Below are 21,750 nucleotides of genomic sequence, written 5' to 3' on the forward strand. Positions count from 1 at the left end.
ACGGTAAAGTTCTCCGCATGCATCTCAAGAGTCTGACGCTCAAAGGCTTCAAGTCTTTTGCGTCGGCAACGACTCTGCGATTCGAACCCGGCATCACCTGCGTGGTCGGCCCTAACGGTTCCGGAAAATCGAATGTCGTCGACGCGCTGTCCTGGGTCATGGGAGAGCAAGGCGCCAAGGCATTGCGCGGCGGAAAAATGGAAGACGTCATCTTTGCCGGAACCTCCGGGCGGGCTCCGCTCGGCCGCGCCGAAGTGACCTTGACCATCGACAATTCCGACGGCGCTCTTCCGATCGACTACACCGAGGTGTCGATCACGCGGCGAATGTTCCGTGACGGCGCAGGGGAGTACGAGATCAACGGCTCGTCGTGCCGGTTGATGGACGTCCAGGAACTACTCAGCGACTCCGGTATCGGGCGCGAAATGCACGTCATCGTCGGCCAGGGCAGGCTCGCCGCGATCCTGGAATCGCGGCCGGAGGATCGCCGCGCATTCATCGAGGAAGCGGCCGGCGTGCTGAAACACCGGCGCCGCAAGGAAAAAGCGGTACGCAAGCTCGATTCCATGCAGGCCAATCTCGCCCGGTTGAGCGATCTCACCGCGGAATTGCGACGCCAACTCAAGCCACTCGGTCGTCAGGCCGAGGTTGCCAGGCGCGCCCAGACTGTGCAGGCAGATCTGCGTGATGCCAAGATGCGTTTGGCCGCAGATGATCTCGTGACCCGGCGCAATGCCCTGCAGGATCAAGCGCAGGACGAGAAGGCTGCGCGCGAGCAACACAATCAGGTGGCCGCCGCCCTCGACGAGGCCAACCTCGAACTCGGGCGCCAGGAGCAAGCACTGGCCCGCCTGACGCCCGGCGCAGAAGCCGCGGCGCAGACGTGGTTCCAGTTGTCGGCGCTGGCGGAACGAGTCAACGCCACGGTGCGTATCGCACGTGAGCGTGCGCGTCACCTCGACTCCGAACCGGTTGGCGTGCGTGGCCAGGATCCCGACGAGATGGAGGCGCGGGCCGAGCGAATGGCGGCTGAGGAAGCCGAGTTGATCGAAGGCGTCGAGATTGCTCGTGCTGCGGCCGAGGCGGCGCGCGAACAATTGGCGGCAACGGAAGACGCTGCGGCAGAAGCGGAACGGGCACACATGGCCGAGGTACGCGCTGTGGCCGATCGCCGCGAGGGGCTCGCTCGACTGTCCGGGCAGGTAGACACCCTACGAACGCGCGTCGAATCCGCGGACGCCGAAGTTGCGCGGCTCACCGAATCGATCGACGAATCCCGACGCCGCGGGAATGACGCAGAAGCCGAGTTCGAGACGGTGCAGGAAAGTATCGGTGACCTCGATGCCGGCGAGGTCGGTCTCGACACCAATCACGAGCGCGCCGTCGAAGCGCTCACGATCGTCGATGCGCGGGTTGCCGAGTTGCGCGCCGAAGAGAAGTCGAGCGGACAGCGCATCGCGTCGCTGAGCGCTCGTATCGAAGCGCTCTCGATCGGGTTGGCCCGCAAGGACGGTGCGGGGTGGCTACTGGAGCGCCACGACGGCGTCACCGGCGCGCTGGCCGACATGATACGGGTGACGCCGGGCTACGAGAGTGCAATTGCCGCTGCGATGGGGCCGGCCGCGGATGCTGTTGTCGCGCAGTCGAGTGACGCCGCACGATCTGCGGTATCGGCATTGGCCGAACACGACGGTGGGCAGGCGGCGTTGATTGTCCACGGGCCGAACGACGTGTCCGCTCCGGTCGACCTCGGTCCTGGCATTCGCCGGGCCGTCGACGTCATCGAGTGCGCGGACGAACTGCGAGCGGGACTCGACGCTCTCCTGGGCGACGTGGTCTTGGTCGACACCCTCGACGAGGCGATACGAGTTGTGGCTGAACACAGCATGATTCGGGCCGTCGACCGCTCCGGGAACCTGCACGGCCGGGGGTGGTTCGTCGGCGGTTCCGATCGACGCCCGAGCACGCTGGAAACCCAAGCGTCCATCGACGCATCCGCAGCCGAGTTGGTGCAGACACAATTGCGGGCCGAAGAGTTGGATGCAGCTTTGGCCGGCGCCCTGTCTGAACAGGCAATCCGGCAGGAAACCGCAGAACAGACTCTTGCCGCACTCAACGAATCCGATGCGGCGATCTCCGCGATCTACGAACAGTTGGGCCGACTCGGTCAGGCGGTGCGCGTCGCGCACGAAGAGTCGGAGCGACTGACGTTGCACCGAAGTCGCGCCGAAGCCCGTCGAGTCGAATCTCTCACTGCGCTGACCGAACTGGAGGAACGCCTGCGCCACGCGGAGGACAACGGCGGGCTCGAAGCCGGGGAACCGGAATCAACCGCCACCGACCGGGAAATGGCGGCGGCAGCGCTCGCGGAAGTACGCATCGTCGAAATGGATGCGCGACTGACCGTACGCACTGCCGAGGAACGCGCCGAATCCGTTCGCGGAAAAGCTGATTCGCTGCGCCGTGCGGCAGCCGCCGAACGCGAGGCGAGGGTGCGGGCAGAACACGCGTTGCGGGCACGGGCACATGCGGCCGCCGTGGCTGCGGCAGTCGCAGAATCCGGTCTGCGAGTGGTGAGCGAACTCGAGACCGTCGTGGCGGCAGCGGTTGCTCATCGCGACGACCTGGCGCGCGCCCGTACCGAATGCGTCGCCAAGCTCGACCAGGTTCGAGAGATCGTCAAGGCGCTGAACGGGCAGCTCGCATCGTTGACCGATGCCGTTCACCGCGACGAAGTTGCCAAGGCACAGGCAGCAATGCGCATCGAGCAATTGGAAGAGTCCATTCTCGAGCAGTACGGAATCGGACTCGACGATCTGATCGCCGAGTACGGCCCCGACGTCGAATTGCCACCGACGGCTCTCGAGTTGGCGGAGTACGAAGAAGCCAAGGCGCGCGGCGAGCAGGTCACCGCTCCGGCGCCCGCTCCGTACGACCGCGCCACGCAGGAGCGTCGGGCCAAGCGGGCCGAGAAAGACCTCGCAACTCTGGGCAAGGTCAATCCGCTGGCGCTCGAAGAATTTGCCGCACTCGAAGAGCGGTACACCTTTCTCTCCACTCAACTCGAAGACGTCAAAACAGCACGCAAGGATCTCCTCGCGGTGGTCGCCGACGTCGACGCCCGGATCTTGCAGGTGTTCACCGAGGCCTACACCGACGTCGCCCGTGAGTTCGTAGGGGTCTTCGAGACACTGTTCCCCGGCGGCGAAGGCCGACTTGTCCTGACCGACCCGTCGGACATGCTCACCACCGGCATCGAGGTCGAAGCGCGACCACCGGGAAAGAAGGTCAAACGGCTCTCCTTGCTCTCGGGTGGAGAGAAATCCTTGACAGCGGTGGCCATGCTCGTCGCGATCTTCCGGGCCCGGCCGTCACCGTTCTACGTCATGGACGAAGTGGAAGCCGCTCTCGACGACACCAACCTGCGCCGCCTCATCGGGCTCTTCGAACAGCTGCGGGAAAAATCGCAGTTGATCGTGATCACGCACCAGAAACCCACCATGGAAATCGCGGATGCTCTCTACGGAGTGAGCATGCGCGGCGACGGCATCACGACTGTCATTTCCCAGCGATTGCGAGGGCAAGACCTCGCCGTTCGGTAAGCCTTGGTCACTTTCTGTTGCCGAGCCTGAAACAATGAGCCGGTGACTACCCAGGCTTGGATCATCATCGCGGCTGTCGCGGCCGTAGTACTTATTGCTCTTGTGGCGGGTTTCCTGCGCTACCGCAGCCGCCAGGTGTCGTTGAAGGCGCCCGAGACGAAGCCGGAGCTCGGTGCACCGGAGAAGGACAAGTCGGGCGGCTACAAAGCCGGCGGCGGGTTCAACTTCAGTGAGGGATCGACGGCAACGGCGCCACCGCCGGCGCCGGCCCCGCCGGCAAAGCCGCCAGTTCCGGAGAAGCCAGTTCCGGAGAAGCCGGTTGAGCCGGAACCGGCGCCGCCCGCTGTTGAAGAACCAGTTGTCGAAGAGCCGGTCGTTGAGGCGCCCGTCGTCGAAGAGCCGGTGGTTGAAAAGCCGGTTGTCGAAGCGCCCGTCGTCGAGGAACCGGTCGTTGAAGAGCCGGTCGTTGAAGAGCCGGTTGTCGAAGAGCCGGTTGTCGAGGCCCCGGTCGTCGAGACCCCGGTGGTCGAGGCCCCTGTCGTCGAGACGGCTCCTGTTGCTCCGGTCGAGCCCGCCCCGCGGGTTCTCGACGAGATCGAACCGACCGAAGGCCGACTTGATCGCCTGCGCGGTCGACTGTCTCGTTCACAGTCGGCAGTCGGCAAGAGCTTGCTCGGTCTGCTCGGTGGTGGCGACCTGGACGAGGATTCGTGGGAAGAGGTCGAAGACACCCTGTTGATCGCGGACCTCGGTTCTGCGACGACGGAAAAGATTGTTGCCACGCTGCGGGCGCAGATGGCAGCCCGCAGTGTTCGGACCGAGGCGGAGGCTCGCGCTTTGCTGCGTGAGGTACTCGTCGCGGAGCTTCGTCCGGAACTGGATCGCTCGATCCGGGCGCTTCCGCACGACAACCATCCGGCGGTTCTGCTTGTTGTCGGTGTGAACGGAACCGGCAAGACCACCACGACGGGCAAGCTGGCCCGCGTATTGGTCGCTGACGGGCGACGGGTACTTCTTGGTGCCGCTGACACGTTCCGTGCTGCTGCGGCCGATCAGCTGCAGACGTGGGCCGAGCGCGTCGGCGCTGAGGTTGTTCGCGGAAAGGAAGGCGGCGATCCCGCTGCTATTTCCTTCGACGCCGTTACTCGTGGCATCGAGGAGGGCGTCGACGTCGTTCTGATCGACACCGCCGGCCGCTTGCACACCAAGACCGGTTTGATGGACGAGCTCGGCAAGGTCAAGCGAGTGATCGAGAAGAAGGCGTCGGTCGACGACGTTCTTCTGGTTCTCGACGCCACCGTGGGGCAGAACGGTCTCGCTCAGGCCCGCGTGTTTGCCGAAGTTGTCGATATCACCGGTGTTGTTCTGACCAAGTTGGACGGTACGGCGAAGGGCGGAATCGTCTTCCAGGTTCAGCATGAACTCGGGGTTCCGGTGAAGCTTGTCGGCCTCGGTGAGGGCGCTGACGACCTGGCTCCGTTCGAACCGGGAGCGTTTGTCGACGCACTGTTGGGCTAGCGCCCCCGTGCGCCTTTTCGGTAGTGCCCACTACCGAAAAGGCGCACAGGGATTCGAAGAATCCCAGTATGAAACTTACTTGCAACAAAGTTGGGTAATTGGTTCACGTCCGCGAAACGTAAGCGCGCCACGGACGAAACACCAGCCCAGCAGTCTTCTACTCAACGACGTGCCACCCGGCACGTGCGACTAGGAGGTAGTAAGTGAGTACCGACGATTTGTTGGCGAACTCCGGTAACGCCGCATGGATGCTGATGGCCGCATCACTGGTTCTGCTGATGACACCGGGTGTCGCGTTCTTCTACGGCGGCATGTCTCGGTCCAAGTCCGTGCTCAACATGATGATGATGTCCTTCGGTTCGATGGCCGTCATCGGTGTCATCTACGTGCTGTGGGGATGGTCCATGTCCTACGGCACCGAGAACATCGGTGGCATCTTCGCGAATCCCTTCGAGTTCTTCGGACTCAAGGACAGCATCACCGACGCGGACGGTAACTTCATCGCCGGTGCGTGGGGCTACCCCAATGTCATCGACATCGCCTTCCAGGTGACGTTCGCCATCATCACGACCGCACTTATCAGCGGTGCGTTGGCCGAGCGCGTGAAGTTCGGTACGTGGATGCTGTTCTCGGGCATCTGGGTCACGGTTGTCTACTTCCCGCTCGCTCACATGGTGTGGGGTGGCGGATTGCTCTCGGGTTCCGAGGACGGCATCGCCGCAAAGATCTTCGGCACCACCGATGACGGTGACGGCGGCCTCGTTGCCGCAGTCCCGCCGATCGACTTCGCCGGTGGCACAGTCGTTCACATCAACGCCGGTATGGCCGCTCTGGTTCTCGCTCTGATCGTCGGCAAGCGCGCCGGCTTCGGCAAGACCGCGTTCCGTCCGCACAACCTGCCGCTCGTCATGCTCGGTGCGGCTCTGCTCTGGTTCGGTTGGTTCGGCTTCAACGCCGGTTCCGCTTTTGCTGCCGACGGTTTTGCCGGTCTCGCCTGGGTCAACACCACCACCGCTACCGCCGCTGCAATCCTGGCTTGGTTGCTCACGGAGCGTATCCGTGACGGACATGCCACCAGCCTCGGTGCTGCTTCCGGTGCTGTTGCCGGTCTTGTTGCCATCACCCCGGCAGCTGGTGCACTGAACCCGGTCGGCTCGATCTTCCTCGGCGCAATCGCCGGTATTCTCTCCGCTCTGGCCGTCGGCCTGAAGTTCCGCTTCGGCTTCGACGATTCGCTCGACGTTGTCGGTGTTCACCTCGTCTCCGGCCTGTGGGGCACGATCGGTATCGGATTCTTCGGTACGTCGACCGGTCTCTTCTACGGCGGTGACTACAAGCAGTTGGTGGTTCAGATCGTGATTGCAGTTGTCGCTCTTGTCTTCACCGGTGTTCTCACCGCGATCATCGGCTACGCACTCAAGCCCCTCGGATGGCGCATCTCGGCCGAGGACGAGGCTCGTGGAATCGACGAGACCCAACACGCAGAGACCGCATACGACCTCGCGTGATCAGCACGTGATTAAAGTGAAATCGCAGCACTTCAGAGTTGGGAAAGGGATGAGCACATGAAGCTGATCACAGCAATCGTCAAGCCGTTCACGCTCGAGGACGTCAAAACCGCGCTCGAGCAGGCCGGGGTGCTGGGTATGACTGTCAGTGAAGTTCAGGGTTACGGTCGTCAGAAGGGCCACACCGAGGTGTACCGAGGCGCGGAGTACTCCGTGGACTTCGTACCGAAGGTTCGGGTGGAGGTCGTGATCGACGACGCGGCTGTCGACAAGGTGGTCGAGGTGATCGTCGAGGCTGCGCGCACCGGCAAGATCGGTGACGGCAAGGTCTGGGTCTCGCCGGTCGAGTCGGTCATCCGGGTTCGTACCGGAGAACGTGGTGGCGATGCACTCTGACCCGAATGGGTCCGGGAACTTCGGCCCTGGTTCCGTCGCTAAGGCGACGGGGCCAGGGCCGGTCTCGTCAGGGGGATCCGATGAAGCCGCGGACCTGGCCCGCGCACGCAAGGCATTACTCGACGGTGGACCCAAGAATCGTCGGCTCGACGCACCTTCGCTGCGACACGCACTGGTTGATCTCCACGAGTTCTGGCTGACCACCAAGGGCGCCGAATTGGGAATCAAGCCCGACTGCGGATTTGCGATTGTTGCTGTCGGCGGGCTGGGCCGACGCGAATTGTTGCCCTATTCCGATCTCGATCTGATTCTGTTGCACGACGATATGGACCCCGCCGTGGTGGCTCAGGTGGCGGAACGCCTCTGGTACCCGTTGTGGGACGCGCACATCAAACTCGACCACAGCGTGCGGACGCTGCCGCAGGCCTTGCAGGTCGCGGCAACCGATATCACCGCGTCGCTTGGCATGCTGGAAGCTCGCCACATTGCCGGCGACATGGAACTCACCAATTTGCTGATCAGCGGTGTGCGACGCCAATGGCGGATGGACATTCGCGCGAGGTTCGACGATTTGATCGCGCAGACCCAGTCGCGGTGGGCGAGCAGCGGCGAGATCGCCCATCGAGCCGAGCCGGATCTCAAGAGCGGGCGCGGGGGACTGCGTGACGTGCAGTTGCTCAATGCCCTGTCCATCGCTCAGTTGACGGACGGCATGCCAGGGCTCGGTCCCAATTCGCCTGGCGGCGGTCTGGCACTGGCGCACCGGCGACTGCTCGACGTACGCACCGAGTTGCATCGCGTGGCCGGTCGGCCGCGGGATCAGCTGCGGGCGCAGGACGCCGACGAGATCGGCGCCGCCCTGCGGATCGGTGATCGATTCGATCTGGCTCGCATGCTCAGCGAATCGGCACGCATCATCAGCTATTCGGTGGACGTCGGAATCCGTACTGCCGGAAACTCTTTGCCCAAGCGTGGGTTGTCGCGGCTCCGGCGGCCTCCGGTGCGTCATCCTCTGGACGAGGGTGTCGTCGAGCATGCCGGAGAAGTTGTGCTGGCGCGCGATGCTCGGCCCAAGAAGGACTCAGGGTTGATCATGCGCGTTGCGGCGGCTGCCGCAACCGGTGGGATGCCGATCTCGGCGTCGACGCTCAATCGCTTGGCGGACAACGCTCCTGAACTGCGCGAGCCGTGGCCTAAGAACGCGGTCAACGATCTTCTGGTGTTGTTGGGGTCGGGTTCTCGGGCGGTGCCGGTCATCGAAGCTCTTGATCGCACCGGATTGTGGGGGCGACTGTTGCCGGAGTGGGGCACGATCCGGGATCTGCCACCGCGTGACGCCGTCCATACCTGGACCGTCGATCGCCACCTCGTCGAAACAGCCGCATACGCAAGCGGATTCACGACGCGGGTCGCGCGTCCTGATCTGCTGATGCTCGGAGCCTTGATTCACGACATCGGTAAGGGGCGCGGCGGCGATCACAGTGTGGTCGGTGCGGAACTGGCCACGGCAATCGGAAACAGGTTGGGGCTCTGGCCTTCCGACGTCGCAATGCTGTCCGCGATGGTGCGGTATCACCTGCTGCTGCCGGAAACGGCGACGCGACGTGATCTGGACGATCCTGCGACGGTGCAGGGGGTCGTCGATTCACTGGGCGGTGACGGAACGCTGCTCGACCTTCTTCATGCACTCGCCGAAGCGGATTCTCTGGCAACGGGTCCGGGTGTGTGGGGTGATTGGAAATCGTCGTTGATCGGCGAACTGGTGCGTCGATGCCGCTTGCTGATGGCGGGGGAGGATCTGCCGGCTCCGGATCCACTCGATCCCGAGCAGTTGTCCATCGCCGAGGACGGCGGTGTTCACGTGTCGTTGTCTCCGGCCGAGAACGCGCATACGTATGTCGTCACGGTCATTGCTCCGGATGCACCCGGCCTGTTGTCACGGGCCGCGGGGATTCTTGCGTTGTCGTCGCTTCGGGTGCATTCGGCTTCGCTCGGCGCCCACGCGGGATCTGCGGTCAACTCGTTTGTCGTGACTCCGCGTTTCGGGGCGCCGCCGCAAGCCGCGCTGCTGCGACAGGAGTTGATCCGCGCATCCGAGGGCGAGCTGAACCTGCTAGAGCTACTCGATGCCAAGGAAGAGGAAACTCGGGCGCAGCAGTGGGAAGATCCGATTGCGCTGAGCAAGAGTTCGGCGATCCCGGTCCTGTATGCGCAGGCGCCGCCGCGGGTGATCTGGTTCGATTCGCCTGGTGAGGGTCAGGCGATCCTCGAAGTACGTACCGAGGATCGCGTCGGATTGCTGTGTCGTCTGGCCGCAGCTCTCGAACGCAGCGGCGCCGACATCAGGTGGGCAAAAGTCGCGACCCTGGGCTCGTCCGTCATCGACTCGTTCTGCCTCGACTTCGGTGGGGCCGATTCGCGGGCCAGTCGTGAGCGCGTCGAGGCCGCCGTTCTGAGTGTTGTGCCGCTGCCGCAGCCGGAGAAAAAGCCGCAGTAGCGACACGCCTGAAAGTGGTTACGTCCGCATCGGCTGGGATCGGTGCGGACGTAGCGGCTAGGCTGGTGCCCGAGAATATCCACGGCAAACTCGCACGACCTTCAGGAGCGCACTCGGTGTTCGAATCCCTTTCCGACAGATTGACCGGATCTCTCAAGGATCTGCGTGGTAAGGGTCGTCTGTCCGGCGCCGATATCGACGCGACCGCCCGTGAGATCCGCCTCGCACTTCTCGAGGCCGACGTTGCGCTGCCCGTCGTGCGCAGCTTCATCGCCAAGATCAAGGAACGCGCCAAGGGCGCCGAGGTGTCCGGTGCTCTCAACCCGGCGCAGCAGGTCGTCAAGATCGTCAACGAGGAACTTGTTCAGATCCTCGGCGGCGAAACTCGTCGGTTGCAGTTCGCCAAGAACCCCCCGACAGTCATCATGCTGGCCGGTCTGCAGGGTTCCGGTAAGACCACCCTCGCCGGCAAGCTGGCCAAGTGGCTCAAGGATCAGGGCCACACTCCACTTCTGGTTGCGTGTGACCTGCAGCGTCCCGGCGCCGTCACACAGCTGCAGATCGTCGGCGAACGCGCCGGTGCCGCCGTCTTCGCGCCGCACCCGGGTACGTCCATCGGCGGCGGCGAGAACGCTCTCGGCGTCTCCGCTGCCGACCCCGTCGAGGTAGCCCGAGCCGGCGTCGAAGAGGCGCGCAACAAGCAGTACGACGTGGTCATCGTCGACACCGCCGGCCGACTCGGCATCGACGCAGATCTGATGGAGCAGGCTGCCGGTATTCGTGACGCCGTCAACCCGGACGAGACAATTTTTGTTCTCGACTCGATGATCGGTCAGGACGCGGTCAGCACGGCCGAGGCGTTCCGTGAGGGTGTCGGCTTCACCGGTGTTGTCCTCACCAAGCTCGACGGCGACGCCCGTGGTGGCGCCGCGCTCAGCGTTCGTGAGATCACGGGCCAGCCGATTCTGTTCGCGTCGACGGGCGAGAAGCTCGAAGACTTCGACGTCTTCCACCCGGACCGTATGGCCAGCCGCATCCTCGGCATGGGCGATGTCCTGAGCCTGATCGAGCAGGCCGAGCAGGTCTTCGACGCCGAGCAGGCTGAAGCAACCGCCGCCAAGATCGGCTCCGGCCAGCTGACGCTCGAGGATTTCCTCGATCAGATGATGGCTGTCCGCAAGATGGGCCCGATCGGCAACCTTCTCGGCATGCTGCCAGGCGCAGGCGGAATGAAGGACGCGCTGGCCAACGTCGACGAGAAGCAACTCGACCGCATTCAGGCCATCATCCGCGGTATGACGCCTGCCGAGCGTGAAGACCCCAAGATCATCAACGCGTCGCGCCGTCTGCGCATCGCAAACGGTTCGGGTGTCAAGGTTTCCGACGTTAACCAGTTGGTGGACCGTTTCTTCGAAGCCCGCAAGATGATGGCTGCCATGGCCGGCCGTATGGGTATGCCCGGCGCCCGCAAGCAGGTGCGCAGCAAGAAGGGCAAGAAGGGCAAGAAGGGCGGCAAGGGTCCGACGCAGCCCAAGATGCGCGGAGGATTCCCCGGCATGGGCGGATTCCCGGGTATGCCCGGTGGCATGCCTGCCGGAATGCCCGACCTGTCGAACATGCCCAAGGGACTCGACCAGTTGCCACCCGGACTCGAAGGCATCGACCTGTCGCAGCTCAAGCTGCCCAAGAAGTAAGCCCGTGAGCGTCCTCCATCTGCGCGGCATCGGTCTGCCCGATGCTGCGCCCATCGAACTGTGGATTGTCGACGGCAGGATCACCTTCGAACCGGTCGCAGGCGCCGAGACGATTGTCGATGCTGGGTGGATCACTCCCGGTCTTGTCGACGCGCATTGCCATGTCGGTATTCGCTTCGGCGGGGGCGGCGGCGAGACCGTCGACGGTTTGATCGCTCAGGCACAGGCCGAGCGCGACGCCGGTGTACTGCTGTTGCGTGACGCGGGATCACCCGTCGATACCCGATTCGTCGATGAGCGGGCCGATCTTCCCCGGATCATCCGTGCGGGTCAGCACATCGCTGCGCCCAAGCGCTACATCCCGGGGTTGCCGGTCGATCTCGACGACGAATCGCAGTTGCCTGCCGAGGTCGTGCGCCAAGCCAGGGCCGGTGACGGGTGGGTCAAGCTCGTCGGCGACTGGATCGACCGCTCTGTCGGCGACCTCGCGCCCCTGTGGAGCGACAAGATCCTGGTTGAAGCTATTGCGGCGGCTCACGCTGAAGGCGCCAAGGTCACGGCCCACGTTTTTGCCGAGGACGCACTTCCCGGCCTGATCAACGCCGGTATCGACTGCATCGAGCACGGCACCGGATTGACCGACGAGACCATCGAGATGATGGTTGCTCACGGCACCGCACTGGTGCCGACACTGATCAACATCGCGACATTCCCCGGAATCGCCGACTCCGCGACGCGGTACCCGATCTACGCGGCCCACATGCGCGATCTCCACTCGCGGCGCCATCGGACGATCGGTGCGGCGCACGAAGCCGGGATCCCGATCTACGCCGGCACTGATGCCGGAGGATCGATCCTGCACGGCCGGATCGCCGACGAGGTGGCTGAACTCCAGATCGCCGGGATGTCGTCACACGACGCGCTCGGTGCAGCCTGCTGGGACGCCCGGACCTGGCTGGGTGGATCCGGATTGGTCGAGGGTGCGCCCGCTGACCTGGTGGTATTCGACGAAGATCCGCGGGGAAACACCGCTGTGCTGGCGAAGCCCGCCCACGTGGTGCTTCGCGGCAATGTAATCGCCCGATAACGCTTGCCTGGATTTCATCCACAAGTAGGCATCTGGCACAATGGACGACTGTTCGTCGCAAACGGTTACGTACCGCTGCGACGGTCACAGGTTAGAGGCAAAACCGGGCCCCCAAATTCGTGGGGGTTGCTGAATTGCACGTGACACGCGCCGCACTGTTGTGCGCGCTGAAGGAGTACCGCAGCCATGGCTGTCAAGATCAAGCTCACCCGCCTCGGCAAGATCCGCAACGCTCAGTACCGCGTTGTCATCGCCGACTCCCGCACCCGTCGTGACGGCCGTGCGATCGAGACCATCGGCAAGTACCACCCCAAGGAAGAGCCGTCGCTGATCGACATCGATTCCGAGCGCGCTCAGTACTGGCTGTCCGTGGGTGCACAGCCCACCGAGCCCGTCGAGGCTCTCCTCAAGATCACCGGTGACTGGCAGAAGTTCAAGGGCCTCCCGGGCACCGAAGGCACCCTGCGTGTCAAGGAAGCCAAGCCCTCCAAGCTCGAACTGTTCCAGGCTGCACTCGCGCAGGCCGAGAACGAGCCGGTTGCAGAAGCAATCACCCCCAAGAAGAAGAAGGCTGCCAAGGCAGACGAGGCCAAGGCAGACGACGCCGCAGCCGACGCCGAGGCTCCCGCTGCAGACGCCGAGGCTGCTGACAAGTGAGTGCCGTCGTCGCTGATGCGGTAGAGCATTTGGTTCGCGGCATTGTCGCCAATCCTGACGACGTACGCGTCGAACTGATGACCGGACGCCGTGGACGTACCGTCGAGGTGCACGTGCACCCCGACGATCTCGGCAAGGTCATCGGCAGGGGCGGCCGCACCGCGACGGCTCTGCGCACCCTGGTCTCCGGTATCGGTGGCCGTGGCATTCGCGTCGACGTCGTCGACACCGATCAGTAGACGGCAGTAATTCAAGTGGAACTCGTCGTCGGTCGTGTCGCGAAGTCGCATGGCATCAAAGGTGAACTGGTCGTAGAGGTTCGTACTGACGAACCCGAAGAGCGCTTTGCCGTTGGAACTGTGCTGCGTGGGCATAAGCCACGCGAGTCCACTAGCAAGTCCTACACAGTAGAAGCCGCCCGGGATCATTCCGGGCGGCTCCTGCTGCGTCTCGAAGGCGTCAACGATCGCGGCGAGGCAGATGCCTTGCGTGGCACGTTGTTTGTCATCGACAGCAGTGAACTCGAACCGTCCGACGATCCGGACGAGTTCTACGATCACGAACTCGAAGGACTGAAGGTCGTTCTGACCGACGGTACCGAGGTGGGTTCTGTGATCGAGGTATTGCACTCCGCCGCAGGCGAATTGCTTTCCATTCGACGCACCGGTGAGGCATCGGGCGAGTTGTTGATCCCATTTGTCGCCGCCATCGTGACCAAGGTGTCGATTGCCGACGGCCTGGTTGAGATCACGCCTCCCGAGGGTCTGCTGGACCCTGACTTTGGTGACAAGTCGAACAGCGACAGCGACAAGTCGAACTCAGATCGCGACTGATCGATTCATGCGTCTCGACGTAGTCACCATTTTTCCCGAGTACCTCGAACCGCTTCGTGCCGCCTTGCTGGGCAAGGCAATCGAACGCGGCTTGATCTCGGTTGACGTCCATGATCTGCGTTCGTGGACCCATGACGTACACAAGGCCGTCGACGATTCCCCGTACGGCGGGGGACCTGGCATGGTCATGAAACCCACCGTGTGGGGTCCCGCCCTCGACGACGTCCTCGGCCGCTCCGATTCTTCCGGCCCGGATGATGCCGACACCATTTTGGTGGTGCCGACTCCCGCCGGTGTTCCCTTCACCCAGGCAACAGCGCATCGTTGGTCGAAGGCGCAGCATCTTGTGTTTGCCTGCGGCCGGTACGAGGGCATCGATCAACGAGTCTTCGACGACGCGGCCAAGCGGGTTCGCGTCGAAGAAGTCAGCATCGGCGATTACGTCCTGATCGGCGGCGAGGCTGCCGTACTGGTGATGGTGGAAGCAGTAGTTCGCTTGATGCCCGGTGTGCTCGGCAATCAGCTGTCGCACCAAGAGGATTCGTTCTCCGACGGTCTTCTCGAAGGGCCGAGCTACACCCGCCCGGCGGTCTGGCGAGACCTCGAAGTTCCGCCTGTTCTGCTGTCCGGCGATCACGCAAAGATCAAGGCATGGCGCCATGAGCAGTCGCTGCAGCGCACCGCCGAACGTCGGCCGGATCTGCTGCCCTAGCTGTTTCGCTTCAGCCAGGTGACGCTCGCGCCGTTGTCGAAGACTTCACTGGCCGTGGGCGTGAAAAGTATCGGCTCGAATGTACCGGCGATCATCGGTATCCCCGCACCCACGATGACCGGGTACCTTTTGATGATCAATTCGTCGATCTCCGGTAGCACTTCCCCGGCAAGTATTCCGCCGCCGCACAGCCAGATATCTTGTCCTTCTTGGGCTTTGAGTTCCTTGATCTTCGTTACCGGGTCAGTGCGCACCAGGTTGACTGCCGGGTCGTCGATATCCGGGAGTGTGGTCGATACGACGTATTGCCGAAGGTGCGCGTATGGACTGCTCACGCCGACGCTTCGTGCGGGCTCGTAGGAACCGCGGCCCATGAGGACGGTGTCGAAAACTCTGTTCGGTGGGTTGCCCATCCCGACGTGGGGCCGGATGTGCGTGGGTACGGTTTCCGGGTAACGCTCGTTCATCGACGCGGTCATCTGATCGGAGAGCGGAAAGAAATCGAACTCTCCTCCGGGGCCTGCGATGTATCCGTCCAGCGTTGTTCCGACGTAGTACACAAGCTTGCGCATGTACAACTCCGTTCGTAGTACTCTGTTTGTAGTGGTTTAATTTAGGGTCGTGACAGGAGCGGTGTCAAGTGCGAAAAAACCCGGAACGCCGGCTGGCGCTGATCGATGCGGCAATCGAGGTGCTGGCGCGAGAGGGCGCTAGAGGCTTGACATTTCGAGCCGTCGATGGGCAGGCGGCCGTGCCGAACGGGACAGCGTCGAACTACTTCTCGAATCGCGACGACCTACTCACCCAAGCCGGTGGCCGGATCTACGAGCGACTGATTCCGGACGACCTCGAAGGGATGATCGATCCCGTCAACGGCACCGATCGTGAGCGCCTGGTGACGCTCATGCTCGACGTGGTCGAGCGGGTCACCTCATTCGGGACCGGATTCCTCGCATTGATGGAGCTGCGCCTCGAGGCGACGCGTCGACCTGATCTTCGAGCGGTTCTGACGGTCCGCATCCGAGAAGACCTCGAACTCAACGTCGCCAACCATCTGGCCTCGGGAGTGCCAGGTGATGCGATGACCGTTCGACTGCTCTACATGTCGTTGAACTGGCTGGTTCTCGATCGGCTCACCCTGCCGGATCTGTTCGGCGAAGAAGACATTCGAGCCCTTGTCGAGGCGGCGGTGGATCGGGCCTTGCCGCCACAGCGGTAGCAGGTCAGTGATCGGTAACAGGTCAGTGGTTGTCGGTGCTGCGCCGGAACGAGAAGTATCGATGCCCGAGAAAACTCACGCCTGCCACAATTAGCATCACCACTGCCTGTGCCGGTAGTGGTGGTGCATGGAGAACCGACACCGCAAAAGTCCCCAGGATCAGATTCAGTACCAGCCCACCGGAATTGACGACGATAAACGCCCCGAGGTCGCGGGCGAGGTGACCCCGGACGCGGAAGACCAGAGTTCGGTGCAGCACAAACGCGATCAGGACGCTGATGCTGTAGGAACCGATCAGCGCGACCGGGTAGAGGTTGTCGTTGCCCAATGCGAGCATCCAGATGACGAACAGCCCGTATCCGATCGCTGTATTCGCCACTCCCACAACGGCAAATGCGATGGGCTGGTGTTTCACGATTCGCAGCAGCGGGCCTGGGTCGGCAACCGGGGCGGTGTCCTCGCTCACGATGCGTTGTTCGTTGCGTCGTCGATCCGGTCGCGTCGACGGCCGCGCAGATACATCCATTCGAGTACGCCGAGGCCGAGAATTCCGGCGACCATCGATGCGCCGCCGATCTTCCATCCCGGCGGACGCCAGGTGAGAACAAGTTCCGCGTCCTTTGTTCCGGCTGGAACATCCACGGTGACAAAGGACTTCGCAACAACGTCGATGGGAACAGACTCGCCGTTCAAGGTGGCGCGGTAGCCAGGCCAGCCGAGACGGGCGAAGACGACCTTCCCGCCGCCGCTCGAGCTGACGCGAAGAGTGCTCGACATGTTCGTCTCGGCGACCGACGTCGCTTCCACCCCTTCGGTGTGCGAGATTCGGCCGTTGCGGGTGGAGACCGGACCGTCGACGCGTTCGAGTACCGAGACGTAGTTGTCGTGGCCGGGGTAGTCGACCCATTTCCAGCCGTCGGGGGCCGGCTGGTTACGAGCATCGGGATACAACGCGTTCTGCAGAACCACGCGGTCCACGTTCATGAGATCGACCAGAGTGCGGCCGGTTTCGGGTTCGACGGCGAAGACCCGTGCGAACGCGTCGGGGCACACGCTCATGTCCCACCGCATGCACAGGAGATTGCCGAAGTAGTAGTGCCCGTTGGGGGTGTAACCGCTGGTGTAGGTGAGTTCCAGATCTTTCGGATAGTTTCCGAAAGCCAGTGAGCCGTATGCGCCGTCGAGGGTGCGTTGGTCGGGGGTGATGAGCGCGCGATCGGCGAGTTGCAGTGTGGTTCCGTCGAAGTCGGGGAAAGCTGCTTTCATGTCCGAGCGCGACTCCGGCAGGTTCCAGCTCATCGGTGTCGGTTGCGCGGCGCGCACCTGGGCGTAAGCGATGGGGGAGACTGCGGCAATAGCGAGGATGCAGGCCGCGGCCGTTCCCCTCGTTCGGCCGAGCCAGACCATCGCGGCGCCGAGAGCAGCGACGGCGACGGCCGAGATCACATGCCACTCCAGGAGGCTGGGTGCAGCCGACGCCGAGCGGATCAGGAGTAAGCCGACCAGGATTCCGGCGGCCGCGCCGCGGCGACGCCAGTTGTCGGTGGTGGCGTAGCGCCCGAGCAGGATGCACACCAGAAGTAGCAGTCCGATCGCCACCATCGGGAGCACCCGAGCGGGCCAGCGGAGGGGGCCGATGGTGCTGGGTCCGGCAGTCCACATGAGTACTGCCACCGTGAAAATTCCGACGGCCGTCAGTTCGCGTGCGGCGCCGCGAGCTTTGCCCCAGTCGATGAATGCAAGCGCAGGAATCAGGAACCAGGCGATGTAGACCATCGGCATGGTCTGGATGTAACCCCACCACGAAACAAACGCGGGCATCGTGCTCGGCAGGCTGGCGTTGAGGGATTCCGACCACGGTACGGCGAGGAAGGCGTCGTTCTTGACCTCGGATGCGCCGCGCCAGGTGACGTCGGCGGTGAGCAGACTCGGCAGGTAGGTTGCGAGGCCCGCCAGCGCGGCACACGCGGAGACTGCGAGGAGCCGCAGCGATGGCAGCCAGCGTCGTTGGTAGGCCACTTCGCCGATGGCCACAGCAACGATCATCAGACCGGATTCGACTGCGGGAAACACGTATTGGACCGACATCGCGAGATACAGGAAGACAAACGTCGGTATCGGACCGCTCTTGCCGCGGGAGTACCGGATCGCCGACGCCCAGGCCTGCACCATCCAGGCGGTGCCGGTAAAGGCCGTCATCCAACTGGCCTCGTCGAAGAACAGCAGGAAACCGGTGAAGGGAATCGAGACGCCGGCTACGGCCGCCCACGCGGGCTTGGAGCCGTATTCGAGGCAGATCCGAAATACACCGAGGCCGAGGATGATCGCGAAGATCAGCTTGACCAGCGTTGCGTACAACGCGAGGTTGTCGAAGGACGGCGCAATCAGGTCGATGAGCAGTTGTGGTGGGTTGAGAAGGCCGGCTTCCTCGATGGCGTAGTTCCCGGCCATCCAGTTCTCCGGCACCAGGACTGGTAGGTGGCCCTCGCGCAGATTTCGGCCCAACATCACCCACAACGGGGCGTACTGGGACTCGGTGTCATCGGTGTAGAAATGGCGTGCATTTGCCAGGACGACAGCGATGTATCCCGCGATAACACCGACCGCAGTACCGGCACCCCATTTGTACACGTCAGCTCTGGCGCGAATGCGAGTTTCCACCACGAGTTCCAGACCTTAACAGGATGGGGGAATCGTGCCATGACGCGTGCAGGTAAACCGTTGGCAAAGTACAAGAGTCGTACACGCGCGCGTGTTAAAGTTCGCGGCGGTGTGAGTCCGGTCGCACTGATCACTCGACCCTTCGTCGAGTTCCCGAAGGGAGCAGTAAGCGAGTGCACTCGATCTCCGTCGTGGTGCCTGTGTACCAGGGCGAACGCACGATTTCCGCGCTGGTCGACGAGCTGAACACTCTCACCGGTACCTGTGTCACTGCAGGTGGTGCCGAATTCTCGGTCGACGAGATCGTCCTTGTCCATGACAACGGGCCAGATCGCTCCGACGTCGTCCTTCTCGAGTTGGAACGCCGTTTCGACCACGTACGGGTGATTTGGCTGAGCCGCAACTACGGCCAGGACGCAGCAACGATTGCCGGTATGGCTGCTGCCCGCGGCGACTGGATTGTCACGATGGACGAGGACGGGCAGCATGACCCGGCGTCGATCAGCGCGTTTCTCGACACCGCACTGCGAGAACGTGCCGATCTTGTCTATTCGAAGCCGGTCAATACCCGCCCCCACGGATTCTTGCGGAACGTGACGTCGCGGGGCGCAAAGATGGTTCTGGCTACGGTGTTCGCGTTCCCGGCATCGGCGCAATTCGAGAGCTTCAGACTTGTTCGCGGCGACATCGCGAGACAACTGGCGGAGGTAGCCGCAAACGGTGCGTACCTCGACGTCGCTCTGACCTGGGTGGTGGGTAACACCGCCACCGTTCCGGTTAGCTTACGTGCGGAGGGGCGAGAGGAATCCGGCTACAACTACCGCCGGTTGTTCTCTCTGTTCTGGAAGATGGTGTTGTGCAGCGGAACCCGGGGTCTCCGATTGGTCAGCCTGCTCGGCGTGACTCTTGCGCTCGCCGGAGTGGTCGTCGCTGCGGTGATCTTCGTCCAGGCGGTGACCGGCGACAACAACGACCCTGAAGGCTGGGCGTCGATGATCGTGGCGATGCTGCTCTGCTCGGGGGCAATTCTGTTCTCGCTTGGTCTCATTGCCGAATATCTCGGGGTTGCCCTGCATATTCTGGTGGGCAAACCCCTGTATCTCAAGGTCGATGCACCACGTCCGGGTGTAACTGAAATGGACGGTGTCACACGTGAACGCTGACCGCATCATCTTCAGTCGGCCCTACCGTGCCGCGAATGAATTGACCAATCTGGCAACGGTTCTGGAATCGGATCACATTCACGGCGACGGCACGTTCACCGCCTCGTCCACCGCAAAGATCAAGGCGATCACCGGCGCCAAGCACGCCCTGCTGACAACCTCGTGCACACACGCGCTCGAACTTGGTGCACTTCTGTTGGAGATCGGGCCGGGCGACGAAGTCATCGTTCCAAGTTTTGCCTTCAGCTCCGCAGCGACTGCTGTCGCGCTGCGCGGAGCAACCGTCGTGTTCGTCGACATCGATCTGGAAACCGGCAACATCGATCCGGTAGCCGTCGCCGACGCGATCACACCGCGCACCAAAGCCGTGCTGGTCATGCACTACGGCGGTGTGGCAGCCGAGATGGAACCGCTGCTGGCACTCGCGAAGGAACACGGCTTTGCGTTGATCGAGGACAACGCGCACGGACTGGGCGGCACGTGGCGGGGCCGAACACTCGGCACCATCGGCACCGTCGGCACTCAAAGTTTCCACGACACCAAGAACATTCATTGCGGCGAGGGTGGCGCGCTGCTGCTCTCCGACGATGCACTGATGGAGCGCGCCGAGATCATCCGCGAGAAGGGCACGAACCGTGCTCGTTTCCTGCGTGGTCAGGTGGATAAATACTCGTGGCAGGACATCGGCTCCAGCTATCTGCCCAGTGAACTCAACGCGGCAGTGCTCGACGCTCAACTAGCCGAATTCGACGCGATTCATGCGGACCGTCATCGCGTCTGGGACGACTACAGCGAGAACCTGTCCGATTGGGCGAAGAATCACGACGTTCAACTGATGACTGTTCCGGACGATCGTGAGCACCCCGCGCACCTGTTCTATGTCCGGCTGCCGAACGAGCGCAGCCGCGACGCCATGATCCGGCACATGGCCGAGCTCGGCGTCGTGGCACCGTTTCATTACGTGCCCCTGGACACGAGTGCGGCCGGACTGCGCTACGGCCGCACACCTGTGCCGTGCGTTCGTAGTCTGCAGTTCTCGACCACGATTCTGCGACTTCCGCTGTGGCCGATGCTCACAGCCGACCAGCAGGGCCGCGTCGTAGATGCTGCGGCGTCGTATCGCGTGTAGTTAAGACTTCTAGGGCCCGGACGCTTCCTGAACGGGCTTTTCGGTTGTGGGTGTGGAGGGCGACCATTCGTCCACCGTGCCGTCGGGGAAAATGATCTGCGCTACACCCGTGATGGTGTCGCGGGCGTGGAGCGCACTCTCGTCGTTGGTGGCGTCTGTCATCGAGGTATCCGGGATGAGTCCGTAGTTGTCGTCGTCCTGATACTGAATATCCTCGCGCGTGGTGACAGTCACGATGAATCGGTTGTCCTCGCCGACGATGCCGGTGGTCAGATGGACCCACTGGTCGCTGACACAACACATCCATCCCTGTTTGACGGCAAGCACCGGTTCGTTGAAGAGAGCGTCCGGGAGGCCGAAGCGTTGGTCGTAGCCGTCGGCGGCAGTCGCCGTGGATTCGCGGAGGTGGTCGACGATCAGATTGATCCGGTCCTCCCCCAGCCCTGCGGTGTCGTCGAGGACTCCGTCGTAGAACGTGATCAGATCGCGCGCCGTAGTTTCGGTGTTCCACCACAAACCGTCGTATGGCGCGGTGGTGGAGGTCAACGAGTAGCGTTGCGCGACGCGGTTCACGAGGTCGGAGCCGCCGGCAGCGTCCCACAGGAGATTGGCGGCAGTGTCATCGGAAGATTCGAGCATGGCAACCATGAGGGCGCGGTCGTCGTCGCCGAGTGGGCGTTCGTCACGCGAATCTTGATAGAGCAGATCCTCGGCGATGAAAAGCTTTGCTACCGAGGCTGTTTCGATCTGCTGATCGCCGCCCACCTCGAGATAGTTGTTCGTGGTGCGGTCGAAGACGGCAATCGACGCCTCTGCGCCGCGATCAAGTGCGGCAGTACGGGCCTGTTCGAGTCGCACGTCAAGGGCCTGCGCGAGCGGCACGTTTGTATCAGGGAAGGGGGAGGTCTCGGTGGATGCTGCCTGGTTTGCGGCCGCGCTGCATGATGCCGCACAAGTAACTGCGGCAATCATTGCGATAACCCGGACGAACCGCGCAGTCATCAATTTCCCCCGGACTCCGGACACGGCGCTGTCTGCCGGTCTTCTTGTTCCAGGATAGCGGTAGGCTCGGTT

At 63.0% G+C, this 21,750-nt stretch carries 18 protein-coding genes; 14 read left to right on the forward strand and 4 right to left on the reverse strand.

Annotated elements, in window-relative coordinates; all coding sequences use genetic code 11:
- The first annotated feature begins 17 nt into the window (after nucleotides 1–17).
- The 11 genes from smc to trmD all read left to right on the forward strand — a co-directional run bounded on the left by smc (nucleotide 18) and on the right by trmD (nucleotide 14,504).
- Nucleotides 18–3,602, forward strand: a complete 3,585-nt coding sequence (gene smc, locus C7T36_RS19040; protein WP_045067187.1) for a chromosome segregation protein SMC — start codon at nucleotides 18–20, stop codon at nucleotides 3,600–3,602.
- Between the two features lie 42 nt (nucleotides 3,603–3,644).
- On the forward strand, nucleotides 3,645–5,120 hold the full coding sequence (gene ftsY / locus C7T36_RS19045; RefSeq protein WP_045067188.1) for a signal recognition particle-docking protein FtsY: 1,476 nt from the start codon (nucleotides 3,645–3,647) through the stop codon (nucleotides 5,118–5,120).
- 248 nt (nucleotides 5,121–5,368) lie between these two features.
- Nucleotides 5,369–6,628 (forward strand): ammonium transporter, encoded by a 1,260-nt coding sequence (locus tag C7T36_RS19050; protein WP_045067926.1) that lies wholly within the window; start codon nucleotides 5,369–5,371, stop codon nucleotides 6,626–6,628.
- 57 nt (nucleotides 6,629–6,685) lie between these two features.
- Entirely contained in the window at nucleotides 6,686–7,024 is a 339-nt protein-coding gene (locus tag C7T36_RS19055; RefSeq protein WP_033236555.1) for a P-II family nitrogen regulator, read from the forward strand.
- Entirely contained in the window at nucleotides 7,014–9,521 is a 2,508-nt protein-coding gene (locus C7T36_RS19060) for a [protein-PII] uridylyltransferase (RefSeq protein WP_045067927.1), read from the forward strand. The genes C7T36_RS19055 and C7T36_RS19060 overlap by 11 nt, the downstream gene beginning before the upstream one ends.
- Nucleotides 9,522–9,637: 116 nt before the next feature.
- Nucleotides 9,638–11,215, forward strand: a complete 1,578-nt coding sequence (gene ffh, locus C7T36_RS19065; protein WP_033236554.1) for a signal recognition particle protein — start codon at nucleotides 9,638–9,640, stop codon at nucleotides 11,213–11,215.
- Nucleotides 11,216–11,219: 4 nt separating this feature from the next.
- On the forward strand, nucleotides 11,220–12,302 hold the full coding sequence (locus C7T36_RS19070) for an amidohydrolase family protein (RefSeq protein WP_045067189.1): 1,083 nt from the start codon (nucleotides 11,220–11,222) through the stop codon (nucleotides 12,300–12,302).
- 186 nt (nucleotides 12,303–12,488) lie between these two features.
- Nucleotides 12,489–12,959, forward strand: coding sequence for a 30S ribosomal protein S16 (rpsP, locus tag C7T36_RS19075; protein WP_033236552.1), 471 nt, complete (start codon nucleotides 12,489–12,491; stop codon nucleotides 12,957–12,959).
- Nucleotides 12,956–13,198 (forward strand): RNA-binding protein, encoded by a 243-nt coding sequence (locus tag C7T36_RS19080; protein ID WP_033236551.1) that lies wholly within the window; start codon nucleotides 12,956–12,958, stop codon nucleotides 13,196–13,198. The genes rpsP and C7T36_RS19080 overlap by 4 nt, the downstream gene beginning before the upstream one ends.
- Nucleotides 13,199–13,213: 15 nt before the next feature.
- Nucleotides 13,214–13,792 carry a ribosome maturation factor RimM gene (gene rimM / locus C7T36_RS19085; RefSeq protein WP_045067190.1) on the forward strand — a complete coding sequence of 193 codons (579 nt, stop codon included), beginning with the start codon at nucleotides 13,214–13,216 and terminating at the stop codon, nucleotides 13,790–13,792.
- 7 nt (nucleotides 13,793–13,799) lie between these two features.
- A complete protein-coding gene (gene trmD / locus C7T36_RS19090) occupies nucleotides 13,800–14,504 on the forward strand; it encodes a tRNA (guanosine(37)-N1)-methyltransferase TrmD (RefSeq protein WP_033236549.1) in 705 nt (234 codons plus the stop codon).
- Here trmD and C7T36_RS19095 read toward each other — a convergent pair.
- Nucleotides 14,501–15,076 carry a dihydrofolate reductase family protein gene (locus C7T36_RS19095; protein WP_045067193.1) on the reverse strand — a complete coding sequence of 192 codons (576 nt, stop codon included), beginning with the start codon at nucleotides 15,074–15,076 and terminating at the stop codon, nucleotides 14,501–14,503. The genes trmD and C7T36_RS19095 overlap by 4 nt on opposite strands.
- 68 nt (nucleotides 15,077–15,144) lie before the next feature.
- Between C7T36_RS19095 and C7T36_RS19100 the strand changes: the two genes are divergently transcribed.
- Nucleotides 15,145–15,723, forward strand: coding sequence for a TetR/AcrR family transcriptional regulator (locus tag C7T36_RS19100; protein ID WP_045067195.1), 579 nt, complete (start codon nucleotides 15,145–15,147; stop codon nucleotides 15,721–15,723).
- A gap of 22 nt (nucleotides 15,724–15,745) precedes the next feature.
- On the opposite strand, the gene C7T36_RS19105 is transcribed toward C7T36_RS19100, so the two are convergent.
- Both C7T36_RS19105 and C7T36_RS19110 read right to left on the reverse strand, forming a co-directional pair.
- The gene (locus tag C7T36_RS19105; protein ID WP_033236546.1) at nucleotides 15,746–16,189 is read right to left on the reverse strand and encodes a GtrA family protein; all 444 of its coding nucleotides are present in this window, start codon (nucleotides 16,187–16,189) and stop codon (nucleotides 15,746–15,748) included.
- Complete coding sequence (locus tag C7T36_RS19110) at nucleotides 16,186–18,384, reverse strand: membrane protein (RefSeq protein ID WP_045067197.1); 2,199 nt, start codon at nucleotides 18,382–18,384, stop codon at nucleotides 16,186–16,188. Before C7T36_RS19110 ends, C7T36_RS19105 begins: the two co-directional genes overlap by 4 nt.
- Nucleotides 18,385–18,557: 173 nt before the next feature.
- Between C7T36_RS19110 and C7T36_RS19115 the strand changes: the two genes are divergently transcribed.
- Both C7T36_RS19115 and rffA read left to right on the forward strand, forming a co-directional pair.
- A complete protein-coding gene (locus tag C7T36_RS19115; protein ID WP_033236544.1) occupies nucleotides 18,558–19,547 on the forward strand; it encodes a glycosyltransferase in 990 nt (329 codons plus the stop codon).
- Nucleotides 19,537–20,676 (forward strand): dTDP-4-amino-4,6-dideoxygalactose transaminase, encoded by a 1,140-nt coding sequence (rffA, locus tag C7T36_RS19120; protein ID WP_045067201.1) that lies wholly within the window; start codon nucleotides 19,537–19,539, stop codon nucleotides 20,674–20,676. Before C7T36_RS19115 ends, rffA begins: the two co-directional genes overlap by 11 nt.
- Nucleotides 20,677–20,685: 9 nt before the next feature.
- Here rffA and C7T36_RS19125 read toward each other — a convergent pair whose 3' ends face one another.
- On the reverse strand, nucleotides 20,686–21,678 hold the full coding sequence (locus C7T36_RS19125) for a serine hydrolase (protein WP_045067203.1): 993 nt from the start codon (nucleotides 21,676–21,678) through the stop codon (nucleotides 20,686–20,688).
- Nucleotides 21,679–21,750 lie beyond the last annotated feature (72 nt).

The organism is Rhodococcus sp. AD45-ID, assembly GCF_003023755.1.
Classification (GTDB): Bacteria; Actinomycetota; Actinomycetes; order Mycobacteriales; family Mycobacteriaceae; genus Rhodococcus_F; species Rhodococcus_F globerula.